Origin of the sequence: Alteromonas sp. MmMcT2-5 (genome assembly GCF_022348315.1) — a bacterium.
Lineage (GTDB): Bacteria > Pseudomonadota > Gammaproteobacteria > Enterobacterales > Alteromonadaceae > Alteromonas > Alteromonas macleodii.
The window spans coordinates 1-22,695 of the sequence record NZ_JAKRFB010000028.1 but is presented as its reverse complement, the minus strand read 5'-3'; the positions used below and the strand labels follow the sequence as shown (position 1 = coordinate 22,695).

The window sequence follows — 22,695 nt, the reverse complement described above, 5'->3', positions numbered from 1 at the left end:
AAATAAAGGTTCAGTGTATCGAATTAAAGATGGGTTTGCGATGGTCTCGCGGGCGTTTTAATCACATTAAGAATTCATAACACAACTTATAGAAATCAATTAAAAAGGGCGCGGAAGCGCCCTTTTAGATTTATGTCTATTGAGAATTAGTTGTTAAGCTAATTCGCGATAGCAGTTATACCGCATCTATTTACCCAAGCTGGCGTTTAGATCGTGACGTAAATCGAAACGGTCTAGCGTCATCACTTTGGTCCAAGCGTCGACGAAGTCTTTAACAAAACGGCTTTTCGCGTTGTCGTAGGCATAAACTTCGGCCACTGCACGCAGCTCACTGTTTGATCCAAAGACCAGGTCTACAGGCGTACCTGTATACATAACTTCACCAGTAGTTCTGTTTACACCTTCATATACAGACGGGTTATCTGTTTTTCTCCACTTAACGCCCATATCAAGAAGCGTTACGAAGAAATCGTTGTTAAGCGTGCCTACTTTGTCAGTAAATACACCGTGGCTAGTGCCACCTGTATTTGCTCCCAATGAACGCAGACCACCAAGCAAAACAGTCATTTCTGGTACCGTTAGATTAAGCTGATCGGCTTTGTCTACCAGCATGTCGGTTGGCGAACGATAGCTAGCTTCTGCGTTGTAATAGTTTCTAAACGCATCGGCTGTTGGCTCTAACAATGAAAACGAATTAACGTCTGTTTGCTCTTGCGTAGCATCAGTTCGACCCGGAACCACTGGCACAGTAACCTTGACGCCAGCATCTGCCGCTGCTTTTTCAATTGCTGCCGCACCGCCAATCACAATGAGGTCAGCAAGAGACACTTTCTTCTTAGAAAACATGCGTGAATTGTAGTCTTCTTGCATCTCTTTAAGCTTAGAAACAACGGCTTGAACGGTTTCAGGCTCGTTGGCTTCCCAATTCATTTGCGGTTCAAGGGCAATACGAGCACCGTTCGCTCCACCGCGTAAATCAGATGCTCGGAAGCTAGATGCTGCCGCCCATGCTGTTTTCACAAGTTGCTGAACGGTTAAGCCACTGTCTAAGATGTCAGCTTTAAGTTTCTTAACGTCTTTTTCAGAGATCGCTTTATAGTCAGCTTTAGGCACTGGATCTTGCCAGATGAAGTTCTCTTCTGGGATATCGTTACCCAAGTAACGTGCCTTAGGACCCATATCACGGTGAGTTAGCTTGAACCACGCTTTAGCAAATGCCGTTTGATACTCTTTGGGATCCGCTAAGAAGCGCTCGGCAATTTTTCGATACTCTGGATCATACTTAAGCGCCAAGTCAGCTGTGGTCATCACAGGAGGATTTTTCTTACCTTCTACGTGCGCATCTGGTACTGATTTATGAAGCGATTCATCGGTAGGGATCCACTGGATAGCGCCGGCAGGACTGCGAGTTTGTTTCCACTCAAAGCCCAATAAGTTTTGGAGATATAGGCTCGTCCATTTAGTAGGTAGCTGTGTCCAAGCACCTTCCAAACCGCTCGTTACTGTGTCTTCTGCATTGCCTTTACCGCAATTGTTCTTCCAACCTAGTCCCTGCTCTTCTAAGCCTGCACCGCCTGGCTCAGCTTCTAAACAATCAGCAGGCTTGTGTGCGCCGTGCATTTTTCCAAATGTATGACCACCCGCTATTAGGGCAACGGTCTCTTCATCATTCATCGCCATACGGCCAAATGCAGTGCGAATATTTTTAGCAGATCCCATCGGATCAGGCACACCTTTAGGGCCTTCAGGGTTAACATAGATCAAGCCCATGTGCGTTGCCCCCAACGGACGCTGAAGCTTACCGTCGCGCTCTTCACGATCGCTCGCAAGCATTTCCACTTCTGGGCCCCAATAAACCATGTCAGGTTCCCAGTCGTCGGTACGACCACCCGCAAATCCATAGGTGTCAAAGCCCATGTTTTCCATGCCTACGGTACCCGCAAGGATCATTAAGTCGCCCCAAGATAAACTTTCACCGTACTTTTGCTTAATAGGCCAAAGCAAGCGACGCGCTTTATCAAGGTTTCCGTTGTCTGGCCAGCTGTTCAGCGGATCAAAACGCATTTGACCACCGTCACCGCCGCCACGACCATCTAGCGTACGATAGGTACCTGCACTGTGCCATGAAAGTCGAATGAAGAAAGGACCATAATTTCCGAAGTCGGCCGGCCACCAATCTTGAGAAGTAGTGAGTAGCTCATTAATATCTTTTTTTACTTGGTCGAGATCTAGCTTAGCGAATGCCTTTGCATAACTGAAATCATCACCTAGTGGGTTTGAGCGATTATCGTGATCTCTTAACGGAGAGAGATCGAGCTGATCAGGCCACCAAAATTGATTATTTTTCGCTTGAAAAGCTTTAGCAGTGCCCGTGCCTTTAGCACCAGCAGGCTTACTAATTTGATCGTTGGCAATAGCCCCTGTTGCACCAAGCGATAGGGCAACAAGTACTGATAATGTGGTTTTTTTAAACCTGTTTATAGTCATGGTCTTTTCCCGTCTGAGTTTGTTGTAGTTACCAAAGCGTGAGAGCAAATCACACCACCAATTTGTTAACATTTTGTTTACCTCATAAGCAGTTAAAAGATAGACAGGCTTAGAGAATATTTACAGTTGATAAAATGAATTCAACTGATTAGAAAATCCAATCAATCAAAAGTTGTATAATTTCAACACCTTAAAAACCCAGTTCACTTTATGACGTAAACGACTGTCGCTCAGCAGAACTATGTAATGCGGAAAATGAGTTAGATCTGTGAATCTCTTTCAGAGATTGGGAAATTTTTTCGCTTCTTGAAGAGTGAAACTTTTCCATACTTTCTATAAGCGGCTAAATAACCAACTAAAAAGTGTCGGTTTATGTAAAGTTTTCATCTAATTGAAATACATTCTGCAATTTCTACCATGGCACAGCAATTGATACGGAGATGATGCAATTAAAGACGCATCAACTTCAGATAAGAAGTCGATGGAATGTTAAAGAAGTAATGAGGATGAACTTATGAAAAACACACTTAATACACTTACCGGACTTGCAGCTGTTGCCTCTATCAGTGCTATGGCTTCATTCGGTGCGCATGCTCAATCAAATCAAATTGAAGCAAAAGACAGTGGTTTTTATGTAGGTGGTAATTACGGTTACCTACGCGTTGAAGGTGAAGATGACTTTGACGATGACAAAGATGTTTGGCAAGGCCTTGTTGGATATAAATTCAATGAGTGGATTGCAATTGAAGGTGGCTACATCGATTTTGGTGATTACGGTAACGACCTTGCAGGTGCTGAAACAGACGGCTACACAGCGGCGATCAAGGGTATTCTTCCATTAACAGAGCGTTTTTCTCTCTACGCGAAAGCAGGTCAACTTTGGTCAGAAACCGAGTATAACTTTGCTGGCGTTTCACGTGATAACGATGACGAAAGCTTGTTTGTAGGCGCAGGTCTAAGCTACGCGATTACTAGTAACTTTTTAGTAAACGCCGAGTACACTGTTTATGATACAGAGCTTGATGCAGACGAAGCGTTTGATGACATCGACGACACTGATTTTGAAACCGATCTTAAGCAAGCCAGTATTGGTGTTGAGTATCGTTTCTAAGACATTGGTTGCCTCACGTTTAACAACGTGACTTAATGAGAATGCTAAAGCCTTGGCAACACAGCCAAGGCTTTTTTTTGCTACCCATCTACTTTCTGGATGAGCTGCGCCAGTTCCTCTATTTTTGACACTGTCGTTTTAACTAAGTTGTTAATTTCATTGGATGAGGACTGGGAGTTACCCGCTAACGTTCGTACTTCATCAGCCAAAACCGCAAACCCTCTTCTCTTTCACCTGCTCGTGCCGCTTGTATCGCTTAATAGTCTTCGGATAAAACTTGATTTATCTAGCGCCTGTTTTTCCAACTATGAATATTAAACTCGTTTCACAGTGAAAATATTACACATTGCGAACTGATACATCTTACACACGAACTTAAAAACACCACTTATCAGTTAAAAATCATACACTTATATATTTTTTTCTTGCGTTTTATAGAGGTACAAATTCTGCAACAGAATACAAATAGTGAAAAATGAATAAATAGGAAACGTCACATGCAATCAGGAAAGAGTGTATTTCAACCCGGTCAAAACTGTTGGGTAGAGAGCAAGGCTCGCTTTTCTACACCTTTGATAGATTGCGGAAACTATTATAAAGCCTTGCACAGCTCTATCGTTAAAGCTAAGCACAGTATCTTCATTGTTGGATGGGATATAGATAGCCGCATTCGCTTGCTGAGAGGCGACGACGAAGCGAACAGTGAAGCGCCGAGCGTAATAAGTGATTTACTTAAGTGGAAAGCTGAGCAAAATCCTGACATTAAAATTTACCTGCTACGTTGGGACTCATCGCTAGCCTTTTTCGCGCAGCGCGAAATGTGGGCAAAGGAAGTGTGGGAAGAAAAAACTCCAGACAATGTGCAAACCGAGCTCGATGACACGATTCCGATGGGCGGAAGTCAGCACCAAAAAATTGTGGTTATCGATGATGAACTTGTATTCTCAGGTGGAATGGATGTATCTACCAACCGCTGGGATACCCGTGACCACCCCGTAGTTTCAGAAGAGCGTGATGGACCTGATGGGGAGTATGGTCCTCTTCATGATGTGCAAATGGTATCAAGTGGACCTGTAGTAGCCGACTTTTCAAAATTAGTTCGATGGAGGTGGCAGCGTGTTGCTGACTCTTCACCTATTGATATCCGCGAGGACGCGCGCATTGATGAAAATGCCCCGTTGCCTGATGCTTGGCCACAAGATTATCCTCCCCTTTTTGAAGACGTAGAGTGTGCACTTGCCAGAACAATTCCATTTATGGATGAGGTCGAGCCTGCTCAAGAGGTACGTCATATGCTGCTTGATCTTATCGGTGAAGCAGAGTCTGTAATCTACATTGAGAATCAATTTACAACGCGTCAGGAGATCGCTGAAGCGCTGAATAAGCAGCTCAAACTGAAACCTAATCTTTCGGTCATTATCGTAAGTTCCTACGAGCCAAAAGGTAAGTTTGAGTGCGAAGCATTTTGGGCAAGCCGCATAGAATTCAAGGAAATTTTAGAAAAAGGGATTGACCCTAAGCGAGTAAAACTGACTTATTCTTCAATTGAAGACATGCAAGGCCGCAAGGCATACAAGCGCATCCACTCCAAAGTGATGACCATTGATAACAAATACCTTGTTATCGGGTCATCAAACTTGAGTAATCGCTCAATGACGCTAGACACCGAAATCGACACGGTGCTGTTTGGTAACACCAAAGACAATCAGGCGTGTATTGAGCAAGTGAGAAACGACTTACTCGCAGAGCACACGGGGCGTGATATTGATGCAATGCCGGCGTTATTCAACAATGAATATCCGGTTGAAGCATTAATGCAGGATCAGATAGCACACGGCTACGTACTTACCGAAGTTCGCGATGAGGTGTTTACCGAACAATCCGTTAAGAATGTGTTCAGAGCGTTATCTGACCCTGAAGAACCCCTTATTTCGGTGCCAACCTTTGATGGAGCTGCTATGCCTGCACGTAACCCAAGACGTCGCAGTATTATGATTTTGATTGGTCTTGCCATCATTGCTGTTCTTGGCGGGCTTATGTTTTGGGCTAGCCAGTCAATACCTTGGTTAAGTTCTGACAGCATTAACGCCTTTCTAGAGAAAAGTCGTGGAACCTACTTTGCTCTGCCTACCGTGTTGCTGGTCTATGTGGTCGGCGGCGTTTTATTCTTCCCGGTCACTGTACTGTCACTTGCTGTGGCTGCTATTTTTGGCCCTATATGGGGGCCCATCTACGGCATCATGGGAGCACTAATGAGCTCTGCAATCATGTTTGGAATAGGCAAGCTATCAGGCAACGCGGGGCTTAGAAAAATTGGAGGTCCAAAGGTAGCTGCCGTTGACGAAAAACTAAAGCGTAGTGGTATCGTTGGCGTCGCAGCCATTCGAATGTTGCCTGTAGCGCCCTTTAGTTTGGTGAATTTGGTAGCGGGCATCTCATCTATTGGCATTTTCCAGTTTTTAGTAGGGACATTTTTAGGCATGTTCCCGCCCATGATTGCGAAAGGGCTTGTGGGTGATTCGATAGCACAAATTTGGCAAAACCCTTCTGTGGAAACCATTAGCTATTTAGTTGGCGGTATCGTTTTATGGGGCCTTATGATTTGGGGCTCGCAAAAATTTGCCCGCTACTACCAAGCTCGAAAGGAGTCGGGGAATCAAGATACTGCCAGTGATAATAGTGACAAAGATGAGGTAGATAAATGTGCCGCATAGTGACCTACAACATTCACAGCGGAATAGGTAGAGACAAAAAGCACGATTACAAACGCATAGGGCAATTCTTGGCAAACAGTGGCGCCGACGTGGTGCTGCTGCAAGAAATGGATACTCGTCCCTCTGAGCGAAGTACAGCACAGGACGTTAAAGATATCTGCGCTGAAAACACGTTTAAGCTTATTCCATCACCAGCCATTAGGGAATCTGATGGCTGGTATGGTAACGCCATCCTCACTCGCTTTGACGTGTTGGCGCACGATACACTGGATGTTAGCCAAAACGGGCGACAGCCTAGAAATGTTCAGATCGTAGAGCTCAAGACGGAAAAAACACCTCTTACGGTGGTGAATACCCATAAGGGACTTAAGAAGCTAGAACGTCGCTCACAGTTTTCTTTGCTTCATGAGCACCTTTCTTCAAGGATGAAAGAGAAGCAAATCCCTCTAGTTCTAGCCGGTGATTTCAACGAGTGGCAGTTTTTCTCAAAAGCGTTTAAAGCACTTAACGACTTGCTATTACAGCAAAAAGTGGGGGCAACATTTCCAAGCCATTTTCCTGTATTTGCTCTTGATAGAGTATGGGTGTCTGACGACATCAAGGTAAAAGCGTGCAGAAAATTAAAAAATGCGAAAACTCGAATCTTGTCAGATCATTTACCTGTACTTGTTGATATTGAACTGCCCCAGAACTACTAACCCAGTGATCTTTTGCACTTAACGGGTTGCATTATTCTCGTCGTACGCGAGATTTAGCCTCATCTTGTGTTGGCACAGTGCTACGCAGGTTGCGCTATGAACGATGAAGCGGCAAATTCTAACGTACCGCACCAGTGCTTCAGTGCGTTTTCTTGAGCCACTACTTTTCTGAGAATATCAATGATCGGACTGCTATCTAGCAGCGTCTTGGCACTTTTGTTTGTCGCAGCGAGTACAGTACGCTGCATTTCTGGCTGTGTTATTTTCAGTGATGAAACTAGGCCAGACTCCTCTAAATGAAAAATAGCTGATGTAGGAAGGATCATCACGCCTTCTCCCTGCATAACTTGCCTAAGGCCAGTCATGAGTTGTCCAGAATAAGCCAAATCGTGCTGCAAACTAACGCCCGTTGCTTTTTCATAGTCAGCAATTAGTTGACCCAATGCATCTTTGTTACCCGGTGATAGCAAAGGTAATTCACTGATTTCCCAAAAACGGATCGTCGTTCTATCTCGAAGCTTGGCGTATTGTTCACACGATGAGGAAGCAGAAAAAACCAAATGAAGATCTTCTTGAATTAGCGGTGTGACTCGCATGAATTTAGGGTCGACAGCTTGCTGATAAGTAAGCGCAACATCCACCTGCTTTGACTCAAGCCAATCATTAATGGTGTAAGACGGTCCAGTGCTGATTTCGACTTTGAGCCCTTTATGGTTCGCCGTTATTTCCGTGAGCAGCGGTAAAGAAAGCACATTGCCGATTGATGGTAGCATTCCTATTTTTACTACCTTCTTTTGTCCAGTTTGAAAGGCTTCCAATGCGGCCTTAACGTTGTCTATTTCGGTTAGCAGCTTTAATGCATGTTTATAAAAAATTTCGCCCGCCGATGTTAGGTTTACTCCCGAAAAACTTCTTTCAAGCAGCGTCGCTTTCATCTCTCTTTCTAAACTTGCCAACTGCTGACTAATGGCGGGTTGAGCGATATCCAATGCTCTTGCCGCCGCAGCAATACTACCCTTACGCACAGTCATAACAAAATAATGCAGCTGTTTTGAATGCACTTGCCCTCCTTACAAAGGTGGTGAGTTCTAGAACGGGAACGGTTTAATGAAGACGGCAGCAACGAATATGCCATTCCATTAAGTTATATGAAGCAAAATTGTAAAAATGGGCTAAAAGCAGTGGGGCATGAAAATCTTGTCTCCCCCCATACTTAAGTCTAATAGCATTAAATTAGCGCCCTGTGAGACGGCTCAATATTTTTCTTATACCCCTGAATAATCTTCTTTCTTCCTGCAAAGCCAAAGAGTTTTTAGCCTTGTTCTTGTACACGAGTGGCTAGACAACAATAACAAGATGCTTCTCGCATCAAAGTAGTGCTCGTGCGTGCCTAAAAAGAGTGCAGATTTTAATAATCCACACCCACAAAACTAAGTAGCAATAAGCACGATTGGGAACACAAATGAAACAGAAAAAGCTCCACACTGCAGTACGTTACGCACTTACCGGATTAACACTTTTCACTACTTCATTGCTTGTACAGGCGCAAGAAGTGACTGAAGAAACCACAGAAGCCAAAGACCTAGAACGCATTGCCGTTGTTGGTGCCCGCGGTGCACCGCGTTCGGTGACCAGCTCCCCTGTACCGGTTGATGTACTCACCGCCGAAGACGTTGAAGCCGTTGCGTTTACCGATATGAACAATGTCCTTATGACACTCGTTCCCTCTTATTCCGTAGGCCGTCAACCCATTTCCGACGGCGGAACGTTTATCCGTCCAGCAACGCTTCGAGGTATGCCCACCGATAAAACGCTTGTTTTGGTTAACTCTAAACGTCGTCACAGGGCCGCACTTGTTTCAATTGGCGGTTCTGGCACACAGGGGCCAGACATCGCAACTATTCCAACCGCTGCAATTCAAAGTGTTGAAGTGTTGCGCGACGGTGCAGCTGCGCAATATGGCTCAGATGCCATTGCAGGTGTTATCAACTTTCAATTAAAAAATAACACCGAAGGCGGCTCGTTCACTGCCGACTACGGCAGCTACTACGAAGGAGATGGCGATCAAATTACCGTTACTGGGAATAAAGGTTTCGCGTTAGGCGACGATGGCTTTTTCAGTATTTCAGCCGAATACTCTGACAGCGAGGCCACCTTTCGCGGTGAGCAATATTGTGAGCCATGGTTTTGTGTGGATGACCAGTCAGATCAATACATCGCTGATGCTACGGCCATGGCCAACAGCGTTCATGGTTCAGACGTAGTCCAACCATGGGGGCAACCAAATACAAGCGGGACGCGTGTTTTCTTTAACGCCGGTTACGCACTATCCGGTGAACTTGAACTCTACGCATTCGGTAACTATTCAGAAAGTGAAGGTGACGGTTCATTCTATTATCGCTATCCAGGCAATGGCACCATTGAAGACATTCGACTTGAGGACGGTTCAATCTGGAACCCGCTAGAGTTCTTCCCTGGTGGCTTCACGCCTCGTTTCTTCGGTGATGTGACTGACTACGCATTTGTTGGTGGTGTTAAGGGCATGTCGGGCGACCTTACTTATGATATCAGTGGTCGTTACGGCAATAATGAAATCTCTTACACACTAGCCAATACCATTAACCCGTCACTGGGTAACGAGTCACCTACTTCATTTAAGCCGGGTGACTTAACCAACGAAGAAACACAGATTCAAGCTGACTTCACCTATGACTTGAACCAGTATGTTCTTGCCTTCGGTGCAAGTTACTTAGACGAGTCATACGAAATCTCTGAAGGCGAGCTAAGTTCCTATTTTGCAGGCTCTTACGCCACATCCGACCCTTGGGAGTTTTGTAACGACGACTACACCACTACGGCACTGGGCGCTGCTGTCATTGCTAACGGTTCAACTCTGAATTGTGCCAACTACACCAGTGCTGACAGTAACGACGATGGGGTTGAAGATGATGGATTCGCTGGAGTAGACGCCGTTTATACCGTTGTAGGCGTTGGCTCCAACGGCTTTCCTGGCTATTCACCAGACTATTCGGGCTCATACGAGCGTGACTCATATGCGGTATACACGGATATCTCTGGTGACATTACAGACGAGTTGTTTGCTCAGGCTGCGCTGCGTTATGAAGACTATTCTGACTTTGGCTCAGAAGTAGTATACAAAGTAGCAGGGTTCTATCAGTTTAGTGATGAAGTAGGCTTTAGGTCATCTTTTGGCACTGGCTTTAGAGCCCCTACTCCAGGTCAGCAAGGCACCACCAACGTATCTACACGTCTGCCCGATGGCTTCCCAGTAGCAACAGGTTTGTTCCCAGCCGGCGGCGAAGTAGCGCAGGCGCTTGGTGCCAACGAGCTTTCACCCGAAAAATCGACCAACTTTACGCTGGGCATGACTGCGAACTATGGCGATTTAACGCTCACTGTTGATTACTACAACATCAAGCTTGAAGACCGCCTTTACTCTGTGTCTACCCGAGATGTTTCCACCACTGTCGTTACCGACCCTCAAGCAGACGGTTATGACGCATACCAAAACTATCTAGCCCTATCAGGTGCCAATGTTTCTGGCGCCGAGTCCATTGGTGGTGTGTTCTTCTTCCAAAACGCTTTCGATACCGTAACCGAAGGCGTGGACGTTGTTGCTACTTACAAGATGGAATCGAGGTATGGCGCAACCGTGCTAACCGGCTCTGTGAATTACAACAAAACAGAATTCGATTCTGATCCGAGTGAATACTTGAACGCTGAGGATCAGTTCGACTTTGAAAATGGCCGTCCCGAAATGCGTGGTGTTTTCTCAGTTACCCACAGTTACGACGTGTGGTCTGCCGTTGCACGTCTTAGCTATTTTGGCGAATACGAAAATGCGGGAAGCGATGACGGGGTAAACGCCACGAATATTCAAACCTTCGGTGACGAATATATGTTCGATATAGAGGGCTCCTACCTTATTAACGAGAACCTCACCCTGTCAGTGGGGGTAAGAAATCTCTTCGACAATTACCCAGATGTAAGTACTAACGGCGACGCCTGTTGCGGTGAAGTCTATGACTCTGCCTCGGTGGTTGATTGGCAGGGAGGATATTACTACACCCGACTTGCAGCCCGTTTTTAACTGGCTCCTTGCAAACACCGACATAAGTCGGTGTTTGTGTATGTAGTTAACTGTATATAAGAAAAACTTAAAAGGTCATTCATGTTTAAAGCTGTTTCATGCGGAGTAAAAAGCAAATGGAAATAGAGCTACTGTGGTTTGTAGTTACTTTATGTATAACGGGTGCCATTGCAGGTATCACGGCAGGTCTGTTTGGTAATGGCGGGGGGTTTGTTGTCGTGCCTGCTCTTCTCGCTGTTTTTCCGTTTTTTACTCCTCCATCAGAAGCCCTCGTTAAGGTAGCCATCGGAACATCATTGGCATCCATTGTGGTATCAAGCGCTCGGTCAGTGATGGCGCATCGCGCTAAAGGTGCGGTGGATTTTGACATTCTTCGCTCGTGGAGTATTTGGCTTATTCTTGGCGTTGGTGGCGGGCTGCTCATCGCAAACAACTCCAGCGCCAATGGTTTAACGGTGGTGTTTGCTGCAGGTGTTCTACTTTACTCCGTATACTTCCTTTTCCCTGAGTTCGTTGTAAGACCCGGGCTTGTTTTCGATATGCCTAAAGGCATAGGCAAAGCGGTTTTGGCGTTTGTTCTGGGTGGTTTCTCTGCTCTGCTTGGCATAGGTGGTGGCACGCCAACCGTAATCACGATGGTGATGTGCCAGCGCACCATTCAACAGGCTGTCGCGACCGCCGCAGGCGTCGGTTTTCTTATCGGGCTTCCTGGTGCCATTGGCTTTTTGTTTATGAAGCACCCTGAAACCGCCTCGTTGCCGGTAGGCACTATTGGCTACATCAATATACCTGCGCTTATTGCTATCAGTATTGGGGCAATCTTTACCGCTCCAATCGGAGCCAAAATGGCGCACAACTTCAGTGAAAAGAAGCTAAAGCGCTTATTTGGCATCTATCTCGTCATTGTTTCTAGCGCAATGTTCTATAAAGCCATTTAAAAGAAGAAGGAGACAACCCGTGAGTTATAACCGTTCAAGACGCTTGTTTATTGGTGGCACAGTTGCAGCGTCAGCAATAGGTGCGAGTGGCATAAGTCACCTTGTGAGCGCCCAATCTGTTAGTGCAAGCGCTTCCCCATCGTCTGTTATGTATGGACCAAAGCCTGGGGTTGCAAAGCTTAACGCCAATGAAAACCCGTTTGGACCGAGCCCAAAAGCGCTAGACGCTATCGCAAAAGCATCGGCGGAAGGTGGAGCCTACTATGCTTACCCTGCCGCTATGACACTATTAGATATGATTGCCGAGCGCTATGGCATTACTCGAAAGCACATTTCTTTAAGCGCAGGTTCAAGCCCTATTCTTTCCTACGCCGCCCTTGCGGCCAGCAAGAACGGAAAAATTCTGGGCCCGGACCTTTTTTGGGACACCACGTCTAAAGCACCTGAAAAACAAGGTGCGCCAGAAATAGTGAGAGTTGCTAATACGGCAGAGCTTGATATTGACCTTGATGCCATGTACGCCGCAATAGACGACTCTATTGGTATGGTGCACATTTGTAACCCGAACAATCCAACGGGAAAAGTGCTCGATCCGAATAAGCTTCGCGAATTCTGCATAAAAGCATCTAAAAAAACACTGGTGTTGGTCGATGAGGCATATAACGAGCTTATCGATGAGCCTCCTAAGCATTCAATGATTCCGCTCGTTAAAGCTGGTCATAATGTCATTGTAGCCAGAACCTTCTCAAAGATTTATGGCCTCGCGGGTATGCGCGTGGGCTATTTAATCGCATCAGAGGAAAATACTGAGTGGATTAATCGCTACGGCATGGGCGGCTATACATTGAATCAAGCAGGCCTTGCCGCGGCTATCGCCAGCTACAATGACGATGCCTTTTTAACTTTCTCTAAAGAGAAAATTTATGAAGGTAAATCTATGGTTATGGACGCAGTAAAAGCAAATGGATTGACAGCGCTACCTTCTAGTACTAACTTTATTTTTGTTAATTTAGGTGACGGCAACGCAGAGTACTTCCGCCAAGCCATGGCTGAACGGGACGTGCTGATTAGAGGAATCTACCGTACGTACGACAACTGGTCTCGGGTGAGTATGGGAAAAATTGGCGATGTAAAACGCTATGTTGATGCCATGCCCAGTGCACTTGAAAAAATGTACACTATGCAGAATACTTAACTTAACGTTAAGGGTGTGTATTGTCTACCAGTGCACACCTCTCTACTTAAACCCTATATATTTTACTTCTTACTGTTTTCCACTCTTCTCCGCATTTTCAACTAAAAGTCTAATACGCATAAAAGTCACTTCTGTCATATACTAAAATTAAAGCGCCGCTGCTCAAAGAATACGCTAATTGGAAAATTTTTACGGTATTGTTGCAGTAACGCTAAAGTTGCACATACTTTACTAAAAAGGCATCGCATTAAATGCCGTTCTAGGAGGCTGTAAATGTCAATTTCTGTATTAGTAGCTGATGATTCTAAGTTGGCGAGGCGCAGCGTGATTCGCTCACTTCCCCAAGACTTAGAGTATGACATCACCGAAGCAACAAACGGGCAAGAAGCTATAAACGCTTTGTCAGAGAGTGAATTTGCTCTGGTTCTTCTAGATCTTACTATGCCAGAAGTTGACGGCGTTGGTGTGTTAGAATTCCTGCATGAGAGACCCGACGCCCCGAATGTTATTGTGATCAGCGCTGACTTTCAGCCAGAAAAACAAAAAATTGTTATGTCTCTCGGCGCTAAACGCTTTCTGCGCAAACCGCTTGATAAAGAAGAATTAGCAATGACGTTGTTTGAGTTGGGGTATCTATGAGCACTGTCCTATCACTAGACGAAGAGCAAAGAGACGCCCTTCAAGAACTCCTAAATATTTCCATGGGACAAGCAGCCAATTCTCTTGCGCAGTTAATTGAAACCAAAATCGGCATTTCTATTCCAAAAATTTCAGCGGTTACTCCCACCGAGCTTTACAGTCTCTTATTTGAAACCGAAGACGCTTTCTATACCCGTCAGTCTTTTTTAGGCGACGTACACGGCGAAGTGATGTCTGTGCTATCTCAAGCTGGATTGAATGAGGTCGCAACGTTAATGGATTACGATGAACCATTAAGCAAAGAAGATATTCAAGAGATTATCTTGGAGCTTTGTAACATTTTGGCAGGTGCGTGTTTGGCTGGTCTTTCCGACCAGTTGGAACTTACCACTAATTTGAACATGCCCACGTTATTCTTGCCCGATAAAGCGAACTTCGATGAGTTGCAATGGCAGCACAGCTTAGTGATGGAAGTGCAGTTTATTATCGCGATCTCGTCGTTTAGCATGCGCGTTGTTTTCTGCTTAGACGATGAATCTCTTGCACGCATGAAAGACACATTGGATGAGTTACTCGCATAATGTTTGAACAACTGGTAGGTAAATTACCTGTCGGAATTGGTATAGTCGATGAGAGCTTTAAGGTTGTTTATCTAAACGACTTCTTTTTAGATCGACTTCCTCACAATATGCGCGACTGCTATAAAGAAACGCCAGTTGTTGAGTTATTTCAAGGACAAGGTAAGTTTCTAAAACGCAGACTAAAGTCAGTTTTTGTTCTGCAGCATCCTAGCTTTAGCTATTGGGAACAACGCCCCCACATCTTTCCGTTTAAGAGCTCTCGCCCTATAACGGGTGAAGAAACACAGATGTATCAAAACATGGAAATCTTGCCCATTAAAGACAAAAACACAGGGCAAAAATTGGCGTGTATTTTTCTGCAAGATGTGACCGCCCAAGCTAGCTATTTTAGAGCCCAGCAAAAGCTTTCTGAAGCATTGAAGAAAGAACACGAAGCGCAAAAAAAGTTAATTCGCAAACTCGATACCGCACAGAGCCAGCTTATTCAAGCAGAGAAAATGGCTTCTACTGGTCAGCTAGCGGCGGGGATCGCCCACGAAATTAATAACCCTATTGGTTTTGTGAACGCCAACCTCAATACACTTGAGCAATACGCAGCTCACCTTATTGCGATTTGTGATGGCGTCCAAGGGCAACTCGAATACTTTACCGACGAGCTTAAAGAACAGATCGACGCGCTGTTTGAGTCTAATCACTACGACCTGTTAAAGGACGATATTACTGAGCTTATTGCCGAATCGACAGACGGTCTTACCCGCGTTAAAGATATCGTCGAAAACCTTAAGAACTTTTCGCTGGAGACTACCGAAGGCGTGCAGATAGTAGATGTTTGCGCCGTGTGTCACCAGTTAATTACTCTTATTTCTGCCCAGTACAGCGCGCCCCAATATAAATTTGAATGTGAGCATGAGAAAGTGGAGGTAATGGGAAACCCTGGACCGTTGAAACAGGCGCTCATGAACGTCATGATAAATGCTGCGCAAGCCATAAAAGATAAGGGCTTCATTAAGCTTACTGTGCTCAATTCACCTACGTTGGTGACTATCAAAATACTGGACTCGGGTTGCGGTATTCCTACGAAACATCTAAAGCGAGTCTTTGAACCCTTCTTTACTACAAAACCCGAAGGGCAAGGCCAAGGGCTGGGCCTTTCTGTGGCTTACACCGCCATCGAACAACATCAAGGTAAAATATCTATTAGCAGCAAAGAGGCAAAAGGAACCGTGGTAGAGATCACCATTCCGAAACAGCCTGCAACACAGCCCCCGTCAAGTGAAGATAATGAAGAGAATAAAGAGAACGAAGCGGAAAATTCTCAAACGGCCTAGAAAACAGATAGCCCAGTACAGAGTAAGTCGTTGTTAATCCTCACTCTGTTTGTATGTCCTCTGACTGAACTAACAAGCAAGCTTTTTTACTTCACAGGCTTTAAATGTATACACACCCTTGCTGTTTAACGTCCGCGAAATGACTCCTTCATTAAGCAAGTAATTAAGGTGAGACAAACACTCTGCTACTGCAAACACCATGTTGCGACTAGAGAGCTTGCGCTTAAACATAACCGGTAATAGCTCTACGACCGTTTGAGGTTGCTCGCAAGCATTTAACAGTGCTTTTAGGTGCTCGTGATGATGAGCAATAAGCGAATCTACTCGCTCATGCAGGCCGATAAAGGGTAGCTTGTGAGCAGGTAATACTGTCGCATCTTTGGGCAAATTCTTGAATTGCGGCAGCGTGGTAAGGTAGTCATCTAAGGTGTTGGCGTCAGGCTCAGTTGAGTAGGCGCCAATGTTTGGCGTGATAATCGGCAAAATATGATCGCCTGATATGAGAATATTTTTTTGCTTATTGTAAAGGCACGCATGCTCAGGAGAGTGGCCGCGGCCAATGATGATCTGCCATTCGTTACCGCCAAGTGGCAGTGTCATACCATGTTTTAGACGGATGTAGCTAATGGGTAGTGGTGAAACAACGCTGCTGTAGCCGTTGCCTTCACCAGAAGTAAGCTTTGCGATCATGGATTCGTCTAAACCTGCTCGCTGGTAATATTGCACATCCCGGTCATTCGTTGCGCCATTTCTTCCAGCCGCAAACGCTCGGGCAGTAAAATACTCAGTTTGAGACATATAAAAGGGAACATTATACGTGTCGGCTATCCAGCCCGCTAACCCTACATGATCAGGATGTAAATGCGTAACGATGACACCAACTATTGGCCCGTCTAATTGCTTGAATATACGCTCCCACAGCGCTTTGGTGGTGGACGTTCCTATGCCAGTATCAATGACCACCCAACCGCCTTCACCGCGGATCAGGTACAAATTTATGTGGTCAAGTTCAAATGGAAGCGGCATTGTTAGCCAAAGAACACCATCGGCCACTTCTATTAGCTCGCCCGGCTCTACCTGTTTATCGAATAGATATTCCATATCGCCCTTACCTTTTCTATCGTGCATGGTCTAACGTGCACAAAGACTGTACGTTTTCGTTTTAACTCGCGCTGCTTACAAAAACAAACATATCTGTCGAATAGAGATCTATAGGAGTAGGTGATAACAAACGTTATACTGAGCCTACTGCCGTTTCTCGTGCACAGTGGTAGCGCATTTTTATTGCACCTTTGCGCCAGTTATTGAACAGATAATGGTAATGCGAGTTTATAAAACGTACACGCCCATGAGGCTATTTAAAGAAATTAACGTCAACAAAGCCGGTTAGTAAATTAGATTCATGTCAGCCTCAACAATACAACAAGGGTTCATACTCAATAAAAGTACGTTTACCCGGCGAGGCAAGGTGTATGTTGAGCTATGGGTTAAAACGCCCAGTAGTACCGCTAGGTTAATTTCTTCACCCCAATACCCCACTTGCTTTGTATCTGTTGATCACGCCAATGATTTACGCAATATCGCCGAGCGTATTTCAGCAAAGATCAGTATTTCAGATGACGAGTTTCACACGCTGGAACAAGTTCCTGTTGCGACGGTAAAAACCGCAACCGAATCACATATGCATCAGCTTCGCCAGCATGCGCAGGAAAGCAGTATTATATTGTACGAAGCGGATATTCGCGTTGCCGATCGCTACTTAATGGAGCGCTTTGTGTATGGCGCGGTGGAATTTCTGGCTCCGCAAGATTTCGACGATACGCCTCAGATCGTTATAGAAAATGCGCAAATCAGACCCTGTCAATTCAGAACCACATTTACATCACTTAGCATAGACATCGAATGCAATGAGCATGAAGAACTCTTTAGCATTGCGTTAGCCGGTGAAGGACTCAACGTTGTGCTGCTACTATGCCCACCACATTTTGTTGGGCAAACATTGCAGGGACAAGAAGACAGCGCGTACGAGCTCATTACCGTTGAATCAGAAAAAGTACTGCTTGAAGCATTTTTTTCTTATCTTACATCCTACGACCCAGATATCATTTTAGGCTGGAACGTTAAACAGTTCGATATGGCAGTACTTGAACGCCGCGCTAGGGCTAACTCGCTAAAGTATGCTATCGGCCGCCATGGCAGAGAGGCTTCTGTAAGACAGTGGGAAGATCAAACCCTCGTTGATGTGCCAGGACGATGCGTCATTGATGGTATCGAAGCACTAAAAACAATGACTTATCAATTCGAGTCGTTCTCGCTCGATCACGTATCTGAAGAACTGCTTGGCGAAAATAAGCTTATTCAGGCTGCAGACAAGCTTGAAGCGATAAAGCGTCTTTATCATAGCGACCCTGTTGCACTCGCTAACTATAACTTTAAAGACACGGAACTGGTCAATCGCATTCAGGATAAAACCCAATTTATCGATTTTCTGGCGCTGCGCAGTATTCTTACCGGCCTAGATATGAGTCGCCCCGGAGGGTCAGTGGCCGCGTTTTTAAATGTGTACTTGCCTAAGCTTCACCGCAAGTCTTATGTCGCGGGGGTAAGACCTGAAAATGGAGGCTTGGCTAGTCCGGGTGGTTATGTCATGCGTTCCCAGCCAGGTTTATATAAAGACGTTTTAGTCCTCGATTTTAAGAGCCTATATCCTTCCATCATTCGTACATTTAAAATCGACCCGTTAGGACTTGCAGAAGGGCTTAAGTCTCCTGACACGGCGATAGAAGGTTTTAAAGGCGCAGTATTTAGCCGCGAATCTCATTTTCTACCTTCCATCATTGAAAACCTATGGCTGCAGCGCGACGAAGCCAAAAAACAGAATGACGCACCGCGCTCTCAGGCCATCAAAATATTAATGAACTCCTTCTATGGTGTGCTTGGTAGTGGAGGTTGCCCTTTCTACGATCCTCGCCTGGCTAGCTCAATCACATTAAGGGGTCACGAGATTATGCAAACCACTGCGGGTTGGATTGAAGAACTAGGCTATACGGTTATTTACGGCGATACCGACTCAACATTTGTTCATGTAGAAGGGAATGATGCACTGGGTACGCCCCCAGAGACTGGACTTGAGCTCGCTAGCATTATTAATCGAAAGTGGACAGAGTTACTAAAAAGTGAGTTCGACATTGATTGCCACTTAGAAATTGAGTTTGAATCTCACTTTTCTACGTTTTTTATGCCGACGATCCGAGGCTCTTCCGAAGGCAGCAAAAAACGTTACGCAGGAATGAAGGGCGGTGAACTTGTCTTTAAAGGCTTAGAAAATGTCCGCTCTGATTGGACGGTACTAGCTAAAACCTTCCAGTACGAGCTGTACAAAAAAGTGTTTACTGGACAGCCTGTTGAAGACTACATAAATAGCACGATAGCAGCGATAAAGTCCGGTGAAATGGATCACGCTTTGGTCTATAAAAAGCGGCTGCGAAAGCCTTTGTCGTCGTATACCAAGTCGCTACCTCCCCACGTAAAGGCAGCGCGATTAGCGGACGAGTACTATAAAGAACAGGGGTTGCCACTTCGCTATCAGTTTAATACTACCATTGCTTATGTTATTACAGTACAGGGCCCTCAAACAGCAGAAACCGCCACGGCCCCCCTTCAATATGACCACTATATTGAAAAGCAAATCCAACCCATTGCCGATAGTATCTTGCCACTTATTGGCCTGAATTTTGAGACAATAGCGAACGATCAACTCTCGCTGTTTTAATCTCATTAATGGGGTTCTATCTATATCTGAGAACAGCTTAAGTTTGACGTATGAAGATCTTGCAAACACTGCGACAATTTAACATAGCAATAACATTGAAAACCTCGCCTTAAATTTTTATTACCTCACTAAATCAGTTAGTTATGCATTTGGCACATTCAATGAATAATGAATTACGTAAGTCATTAGCGGTGTCAGATTGAAACTTACTTCCAATCTGCACCTATGTTGAGGTCTGTGGACCTAGTGGTTAGGGCAATTGAACGCCCGAGTTCACTGTAAAAGCCAGAAGGAATTTGATTATGAAGATCACAAAACTAAGTATGATTACCAGTGCTGTTATTGCTGCAACACTATCTGCTTCAGCAGTAGCAGGCCACCACGAAGAGAAGATCTCGATGGGATTTAACGCAATGGATAAGGATGGAAACGGCTATATCGTCGGTTCAGAGTCTTCTGGCGTTATTGACAGTAAGCTTCTCGCAAAAATGGATACCGATGGTGACAGCATGATTAGCCGTGTTGAATTCAACAAGTTTGTTGATGAAAAACCATCAATGTTTAGCGACGACATCATTACTCAGGTGAAAACTGAAGGCACCAATGACGCTCTACTCTCGGAAAAGGGCAACCCTGAATTATTCTCTAAAGCAGACGGTGAAATGATATCAGAGAAGAATAAGGAGCTTCGTACTGAAATGTCAGCCACAGCCGACAATAAGTTTACTGAAATTGATGTAGACAGCGACGGTAAGCTTACAGCCGAGGAGTTAAAGGTTGCACATGTCGAAGGTGACTTTGAGATGATGGATGAAAATGGCGATTCTTACGTTACCCGTATGGAATATCGTGCATACTTCGAAGGTATTGAGTCTGAATAGACGCTCACCACTCGTAAAGTAAAAATTTTTGAGAAGCCTCCTTCGTCGGAGGCTTTTTTGTTTCATTAAAGTCGAGACAATTTTCTTTAGACATCAAATACATTGTCACTTTTAGTTATTACTCTTCTTTCAGCGTGTACGACGAGTCTCACAAATTCATCGTTGAATAACGCCATATACGACTAACATCTTGTCGACAAAACTTGTTTGCAACAATATTGTTAATAAAGATTAAATTATTTGTTTTGTTCGTTGCGTATTCAGCATTTACTGCAATTGTTGCCATTGGTTATTTGGCACCAAAAGCCGAAACAGCCAACTCTATTATTTATATATAAATCATATGCGTACGCGCATGGAGGCAAGATATGATGGAATCAAAATTTACACCAAACTCACTACTCCCTCTTCAGAAAAGTGAGTTTACTGGCTCTGATGACGCTGAGTTGACGTCACTCACTATCGGTCAGTATTTCAAAAATGTTGTCGACAATTATGGCGATAACCCAGCGATTATTGTAAAACATCAAGACGTTAGCTGGACCTATCAGCAGTATTGGTATGAAGTAGAACGTGTTGCTTGCGGCTTACTTGCAAACGGTGTAGAACCTGGCGACCGCGTGGGTATATGGTCTCCGAACAATATCGAATGGTCGATCGTACAGATGGCCACTGCGCGAATCGGGGCGATCATGGTATGCCTGAACCCTGCTTATCGTCCTGATGAATTAGCGTTTGCTATTAATAACGTTTCCGTAAAATACTTAGTCATGGCGCAGTCATTCAAGCAGTCAAATTACGTCGCCATGTTGAAAGAGCTTGCGCCAGAAATAGACAGCCAAGATAAGAACACACCAAGGCGTCCTCTAACGCTTGCTAAGTTGCCTTCACTTAAATATGTATACACTATTGGCGATAAGCCTGTAGAAGGATTACAGGCTTTTTCTGCATTGCAAATAGAACCAACGGAAGCGCTCAAGTCTCAGTTGGAGGCCGTTGAATCGAACCTTAGCGCGGATGATAACATCAATATTCAGTTTACCTCTGGCACGACGGGAAATCCGAAAGGCGCAACGTTAACGCACCGAAACATTCTAAATAATGGGTTATTAGTATCACAAGCAATGAGGTTCACACACAAAGACAAACTTTGTATTCCCGTACCGCTTTATCACTGCTTTGGAATGGTATTGGGCAACTTAGTTTGCTTAGCATCAGGTGCATGTGCAGTATTCCCCGGGGAGTCATTCGACCCTGAGACAACACTCCGTACAGTAGAAGAAGAAAAGTGCACGGGATTACATGGCGTACCAACCATGTTTATTGCCGAGCTCGAACTATCCAACTTCAAAGCTTTTGATCTATCAACACTAAGAACAGGTGTCATGGCAGGTAGTACCTGTCCAGAAGAGCTCATGCGAAAGGTCCATAGTGAATTTCATATGACAGAAGTCGTCATAGGTTATGGTCAGACAGAGTGTAGCCCTATCAATCATATTACTGACATTGACTCGCCTTTTGAAAAGCAGGTCAAAACCGTAGGACGCGCTATGCCCCATACAGAAGTGAAGATCATAGATCCCCAAGGCAATACGGTGCCTATTGGAGAACCTGGCGAAATCTGCGCGAGAGGCTACTGTGTAATGAAAGGTTATTGGGGTGATGAGGTTAAGACGAAAGCCACCATAGACGATGAAGGTTGGCTTCATTCTGGCGATCTTGGAGAAATGGATGAAGAAGGCTACGTCACAATAGTTGGTAGAATAAAGGACATGATTATTCGCGGCGGCGAGAACATTTATCCACGAGAAATTGAAGAAGTCTTGTATCAACATGCGGATGTGTCAGACGCCGCTGTCTTTGGTATTCCTGACAACAAATATGGCGAGCAAGTATGCCTATGGATTAAGGCAAAGGAAAATCGACATATAGACGAAGATCAGATACGCGACTACCTTAAATCCAAACTAGCCTACTTTAAAGTACCCAAATACATCAGCGTAGTTAAAGAGTACCCCATGACGGTAACAGGGAAGCTTCAGAAGTTTAAAATGCGCGAATACATGATAGAAACACTGAAGAAGCAAGCCCTACAAACCGAAGCATAATCCCAGCAAATAGTGGGGTCAGAGTACATTTCGAAGATTGGGGTCAGAGTCTGAGGTATCCCCACAAATAATATTGCGATATCAATAAGATAAAAAAGATAGGAACATTCATGACGTTTGGTGATCAGATCA

General features: G+C 44.9%; 16 protein-coding genes. 12 read left to right on the top strand and 4 right to left on the bottom strand.

The annotated features are described in order from the left end of the window. Positions 1-186 precede the first annotated feature (186 nt). Positions 187-2,487, bottom strand: a complete 2,301-nt coding sequence (katG, locus tag MHN09_RS12805) for a catalase/peroxidase HPI (RefSeq protein WP_239241033.1) — start codon at positions 2,485-2,487, stop codon at positions 187-189. A 514-nt stretch (positions 2,488-3,001) separates the two neighbouring features. On the opposite strand from katG, the gene MHN09_RS12800 reads away from it, so the two are divergent. Beyond that, the gene (locus MHN09_RS12800) at positions 3,002-3,598 is read left to right on the top strand and encodes a porin family protein (RefSeq protein ID WP_061486540.1); all 597 of its coding nucleotides are present in this window, start codon (positions 3,002-3,004) and stop codon (positions 3,596-3,598) included. A gap of 80 nt (positions 3,599-3,678) precedes the next feature. Here MHN09_RS12800 and MHN09_RS12795 read toward each other — a convergent pair whose 3' ends face one another. Further along, a complete protein-coding gene (locus MHN09_RS12795; RefSeq protein ID WP_275446519.1) occupies positions 3,679-3,807 on the bottom strand; it encodes a hypothetical protein in 129 nt (42 codons plus the stop codon). A 288-nt stretch (positions 3,808-4,095) separates the two neighbouring features. On the opposite strand from MHN09_RS12795, the gene MHN09_RS12790 reads away from it, so the two are divergent. Next, on the top strand, positions 4,096-6,312 hold the full coding sequence (locus MHN09_RS12790) for a VTT domain-containing protein (protein WP_239241013.1): 2,217 nt from the start codon (positions 4,096-4,098) through the stop codon (positions 6,310-6,312). Further along, complete coding sequence (locus tag MHN09_RS12785; RefSeq protein WP_168463520.1) at positions 6,300-7,010, top strand: endonuclease/exonuclease/phosphatase family protein; 711 nt, start codon at positions 6,300-6,302, stop codon at positions 7,008-7,010. Before MHN09_RS12790 ends, MHN09_RS12785 begins: the two co-directional genes overlap by 13 nt. Positions 7,011-7,090: 80 nt before the next feature. Here the strand turns inward: MHN09_RS12785 and MHN09_RS12780 are convergent, their stop codons facing one another. Then, positions 7,091-8,071 (bottom strand): LysR family transcriptional regulator, encoded by a 981-nt coding sequence (locus MHN09_RS12780; protein ID WP_239241010.1) that lies wholly within the window; start codon positions 8,069-8,071, stop codon positions 7,091-7,093. Positions 8,072-8,472: 401 nt separating this feature from the next. Here MHN09_RS12780 and MHN09_RS12775 point away from each other — a divergent pair, with 401 nt between their 5' ends. The 6 genes from MHN09_RS12775 to MHN09_RS12750 all read left to right on the top strand — a co-directional run bounded on the left by MHN09_RS12775 (position 8,473) and on the right by MHN09_RS12750 (position 15,802). Beyond that, the gene (locus tag MHN09_RS12775; RefSeq protein WP_239241007.1) at positions 8,473-11,121 is read left to right on the top strand and encodes a TonB-dependent receptor; all 2,649 of its coding nucleotides are present in this window, start codon (positions 8,473-8,475) and stop codon (positions 11,119-11,121) included. Positions 11,122-11,237: 116 nt separating this feature from the next. Further along, positions 11,238-12,059: a sulfite exporter TauE/SafE family protein gene (locus MHN09_RS12770; protein WP_014949489.1), complete on the top strand. Its 822-nt coding sequence runs from the start codon at positions 11,238-11,240 to the stop codon at positions 12,057-12,059. Positions 12,060-12,078: 19 nt separating this feature from the next. Further along, positions 12,079-13,254 (top strand): histidinol-phosphate transaminase, encoded by a 1,176-nt coding sequence (locus tag MHN09_RS12765; protein ID WP_049588943.1) that lies wholly within the window; start codon positions 12,079-12,081, stop codon positions 13,252-13,254. A gap of 273 nt (positions 13,255-13,527) precedes the next feature. Beyond that, the gene (locus MHN09_RS12760; protein ID WP_049588942.1) at positions 13,528-13,893 is read left to right on the top strand and encodes a response regulator; all 366 of its coding nucleotides are present in this window, start codon (positions 13,528-13,530) and stop codon (positions 13,891-13,893) included. Continuing rightward, positions 13,890-14,474 (top strand): chemotaxis protein CheX, encoded by a 585-nt coding sequence (locus MHN09_RS12755; protein ID WP_049588941.1) that lies wholly within the window; start codon positions 13,890-13,892, stop codon positions 14,472-14,474. The genes MHN09_RS12760 and MHN09_RS12755 overlap by 4 nt, the downstream gene beginning before the upstream one ends. Further along, entirely contained in the window at positions 14,474-15,802 is a 1,329-nt protein-coding gene (locus tag MHN09_RS12750) for an ATP-binding protein (protein WP_049588940.1), read from the top strand. The genes MHN09_RS12755 and MHN09_RS12750 overlap by 1 nt, the downstream gene beginning before the upstream one ends. Before the next feature lie 69 nt (positions 15,803-15,871). Here the strand turns inward: MHN09_RS12750 and MHN09_RS12745 are convergent, their stop codons facing one another. Continuing rightward, a complete protein-coding gene (locus MHN09_RS12745) occupies positions 15,872-16,903 on the bottom strand; it encodes an MBL fold metallo-hydrolase (protein ID WP_049588939.1) in 1,032 nt (343 codons plus the stop codon). Positions 16,904-17,204: 301 nt separating this feature from the next. Between MHN09_RS12745 and MHN09_RS12740 the strand changes: the two genes are divergently transcribed. The 3 genes from MHN09_RS12740 to MHN09_RS12730 all read left to right on the top strand — a co-directional run bounded on the left by MHN09_RS12740 (position 17,205) and on the right by MHN09_RS12730 (position 22,563). Next, positions 17,205-19,574 carry a DNA polymerase II gene (locus MHN09_RS12740; protein ID WP_049588938.1) on the top strand — a complete coding sequence of 790 codons (2,370 nt, stop codon included), beginning with the start codon at positions 17,205-17,207 and terminating at the stop codon, positions 19,572-19,574. A 302-nt stretch (positions 19,575-19,876) separates the two neighbouring features. Next, a complete protein-coding gene (locus MHN09_RS12735) occupies positions 19,877-20,455 on the top strand; it encodes a hypothetical protein (protein WP_014949496.1) in 579 nt (192 codons plus the stop codon). Between the two features lie 368 nt (positions 20,456-20,823). Continuing rightward, positions 20,824-22,563, top strand: coding sequence for an AMP-binding protein (locus MHN09_RS12730; RefSeq protein ID WP_049588937.1), 1,740 nt, complete (start codon positions 20,824-20,826; stop codon positions 22,561-22,563). The last annotated feature ends 132 nt before the right edge of the window (positions 22,564-22,695 follow it).

Bases quoted from the DNA above. Each gene is read 5' to 3' on its own strand.
- katG (WP_239241033.1), bottom strand. From the start codon at position 2,487: ATGACTATAAACAGGTTTAAAAAAACCACATTATCAGTACTTGTTGCC.
- MHN09_RS12800 (WP_061486540.1), top strand. From the start codon at position 3,002: ATGAAAAACACACTTAATACACTTACCGGACTTGCAGCTGTTGCCTCT.
- MHN09_RS12790 (WP_239241013.1), top strand. From the start codon at position 4,096: ATGCAATCAGGAAAGAGTGTATTTCAACCCGGTCAAAACTGTTGGGTA.
- MHN09_RS12785 (WP_168463520.1), top strand. From the start codon at position 6,300: ATGTGCCGCATAGTGACCTACAACATTCACAGCGGAATAGGTAGAGAC.
- MHN09_RS12775 (WP_239241007.1), top strand. From the start codon at position 8,473: ATGAAACAGAAAAAGCTCCACACTGCAGTACGTTACGCACTTACCGGA.
- MHN09_RS12770 (WP_014949489.1), top strand. From the start codon at position 11,238: ATGGAAATAGAGCTACTGTGGTTTGTAGTTACTTTATGTATAACGGGT.
- MHN09_RS12760 (WP_049588942.1), top strand. From the start codon at position 13,528: ATGTCAATTTCTGTATTAGTAGCTGATGATTCTAAGTTGGCGAGGCGC.
- MHN09_RS12755 (WP_049588941.1), top strand. From the start codon at position 13,890: ATGAGCACTGTCCTATCACTAGACGAAGAGCAAAGAGACGCCCTTCAA.
- MHN09_RS12750 (WP_049588940.1), top strand. From the start codon at position 14,474: ATGTTTGAACAACTGGTAGGTAAATTACCTGTCGGAATTGGTATAGTC.
- MHN09_RS12745 (WP_049588939.1), bottom strand. From the start codon at position 16,903: ATGGAATATCTATTCGATAAACAGGTAGAGCCGGGCGAGCTAATAGAA.
- MHN09_RS12740 (WP_049588938.1), top strand. From the start codon at position 17,205: ATGTCAGCCTCAACAATACAACAAGGGTTCATACTCAATAAAAGTACG.
- MHN09_RS12735 (WP_014949496.1), top strand. From the start codon at position 19,877: ATGAAGATCACAAAACTAAGTATGATTACCAGTGCTGTTATTGCTGCA.
- MHN09_RS12730 (WP_049588937.1), top strand. From the start codon at position 20,824: ATGATGGAATCAAAATTTACACCAAACTCACTACTCCCTCTTCAGAAA.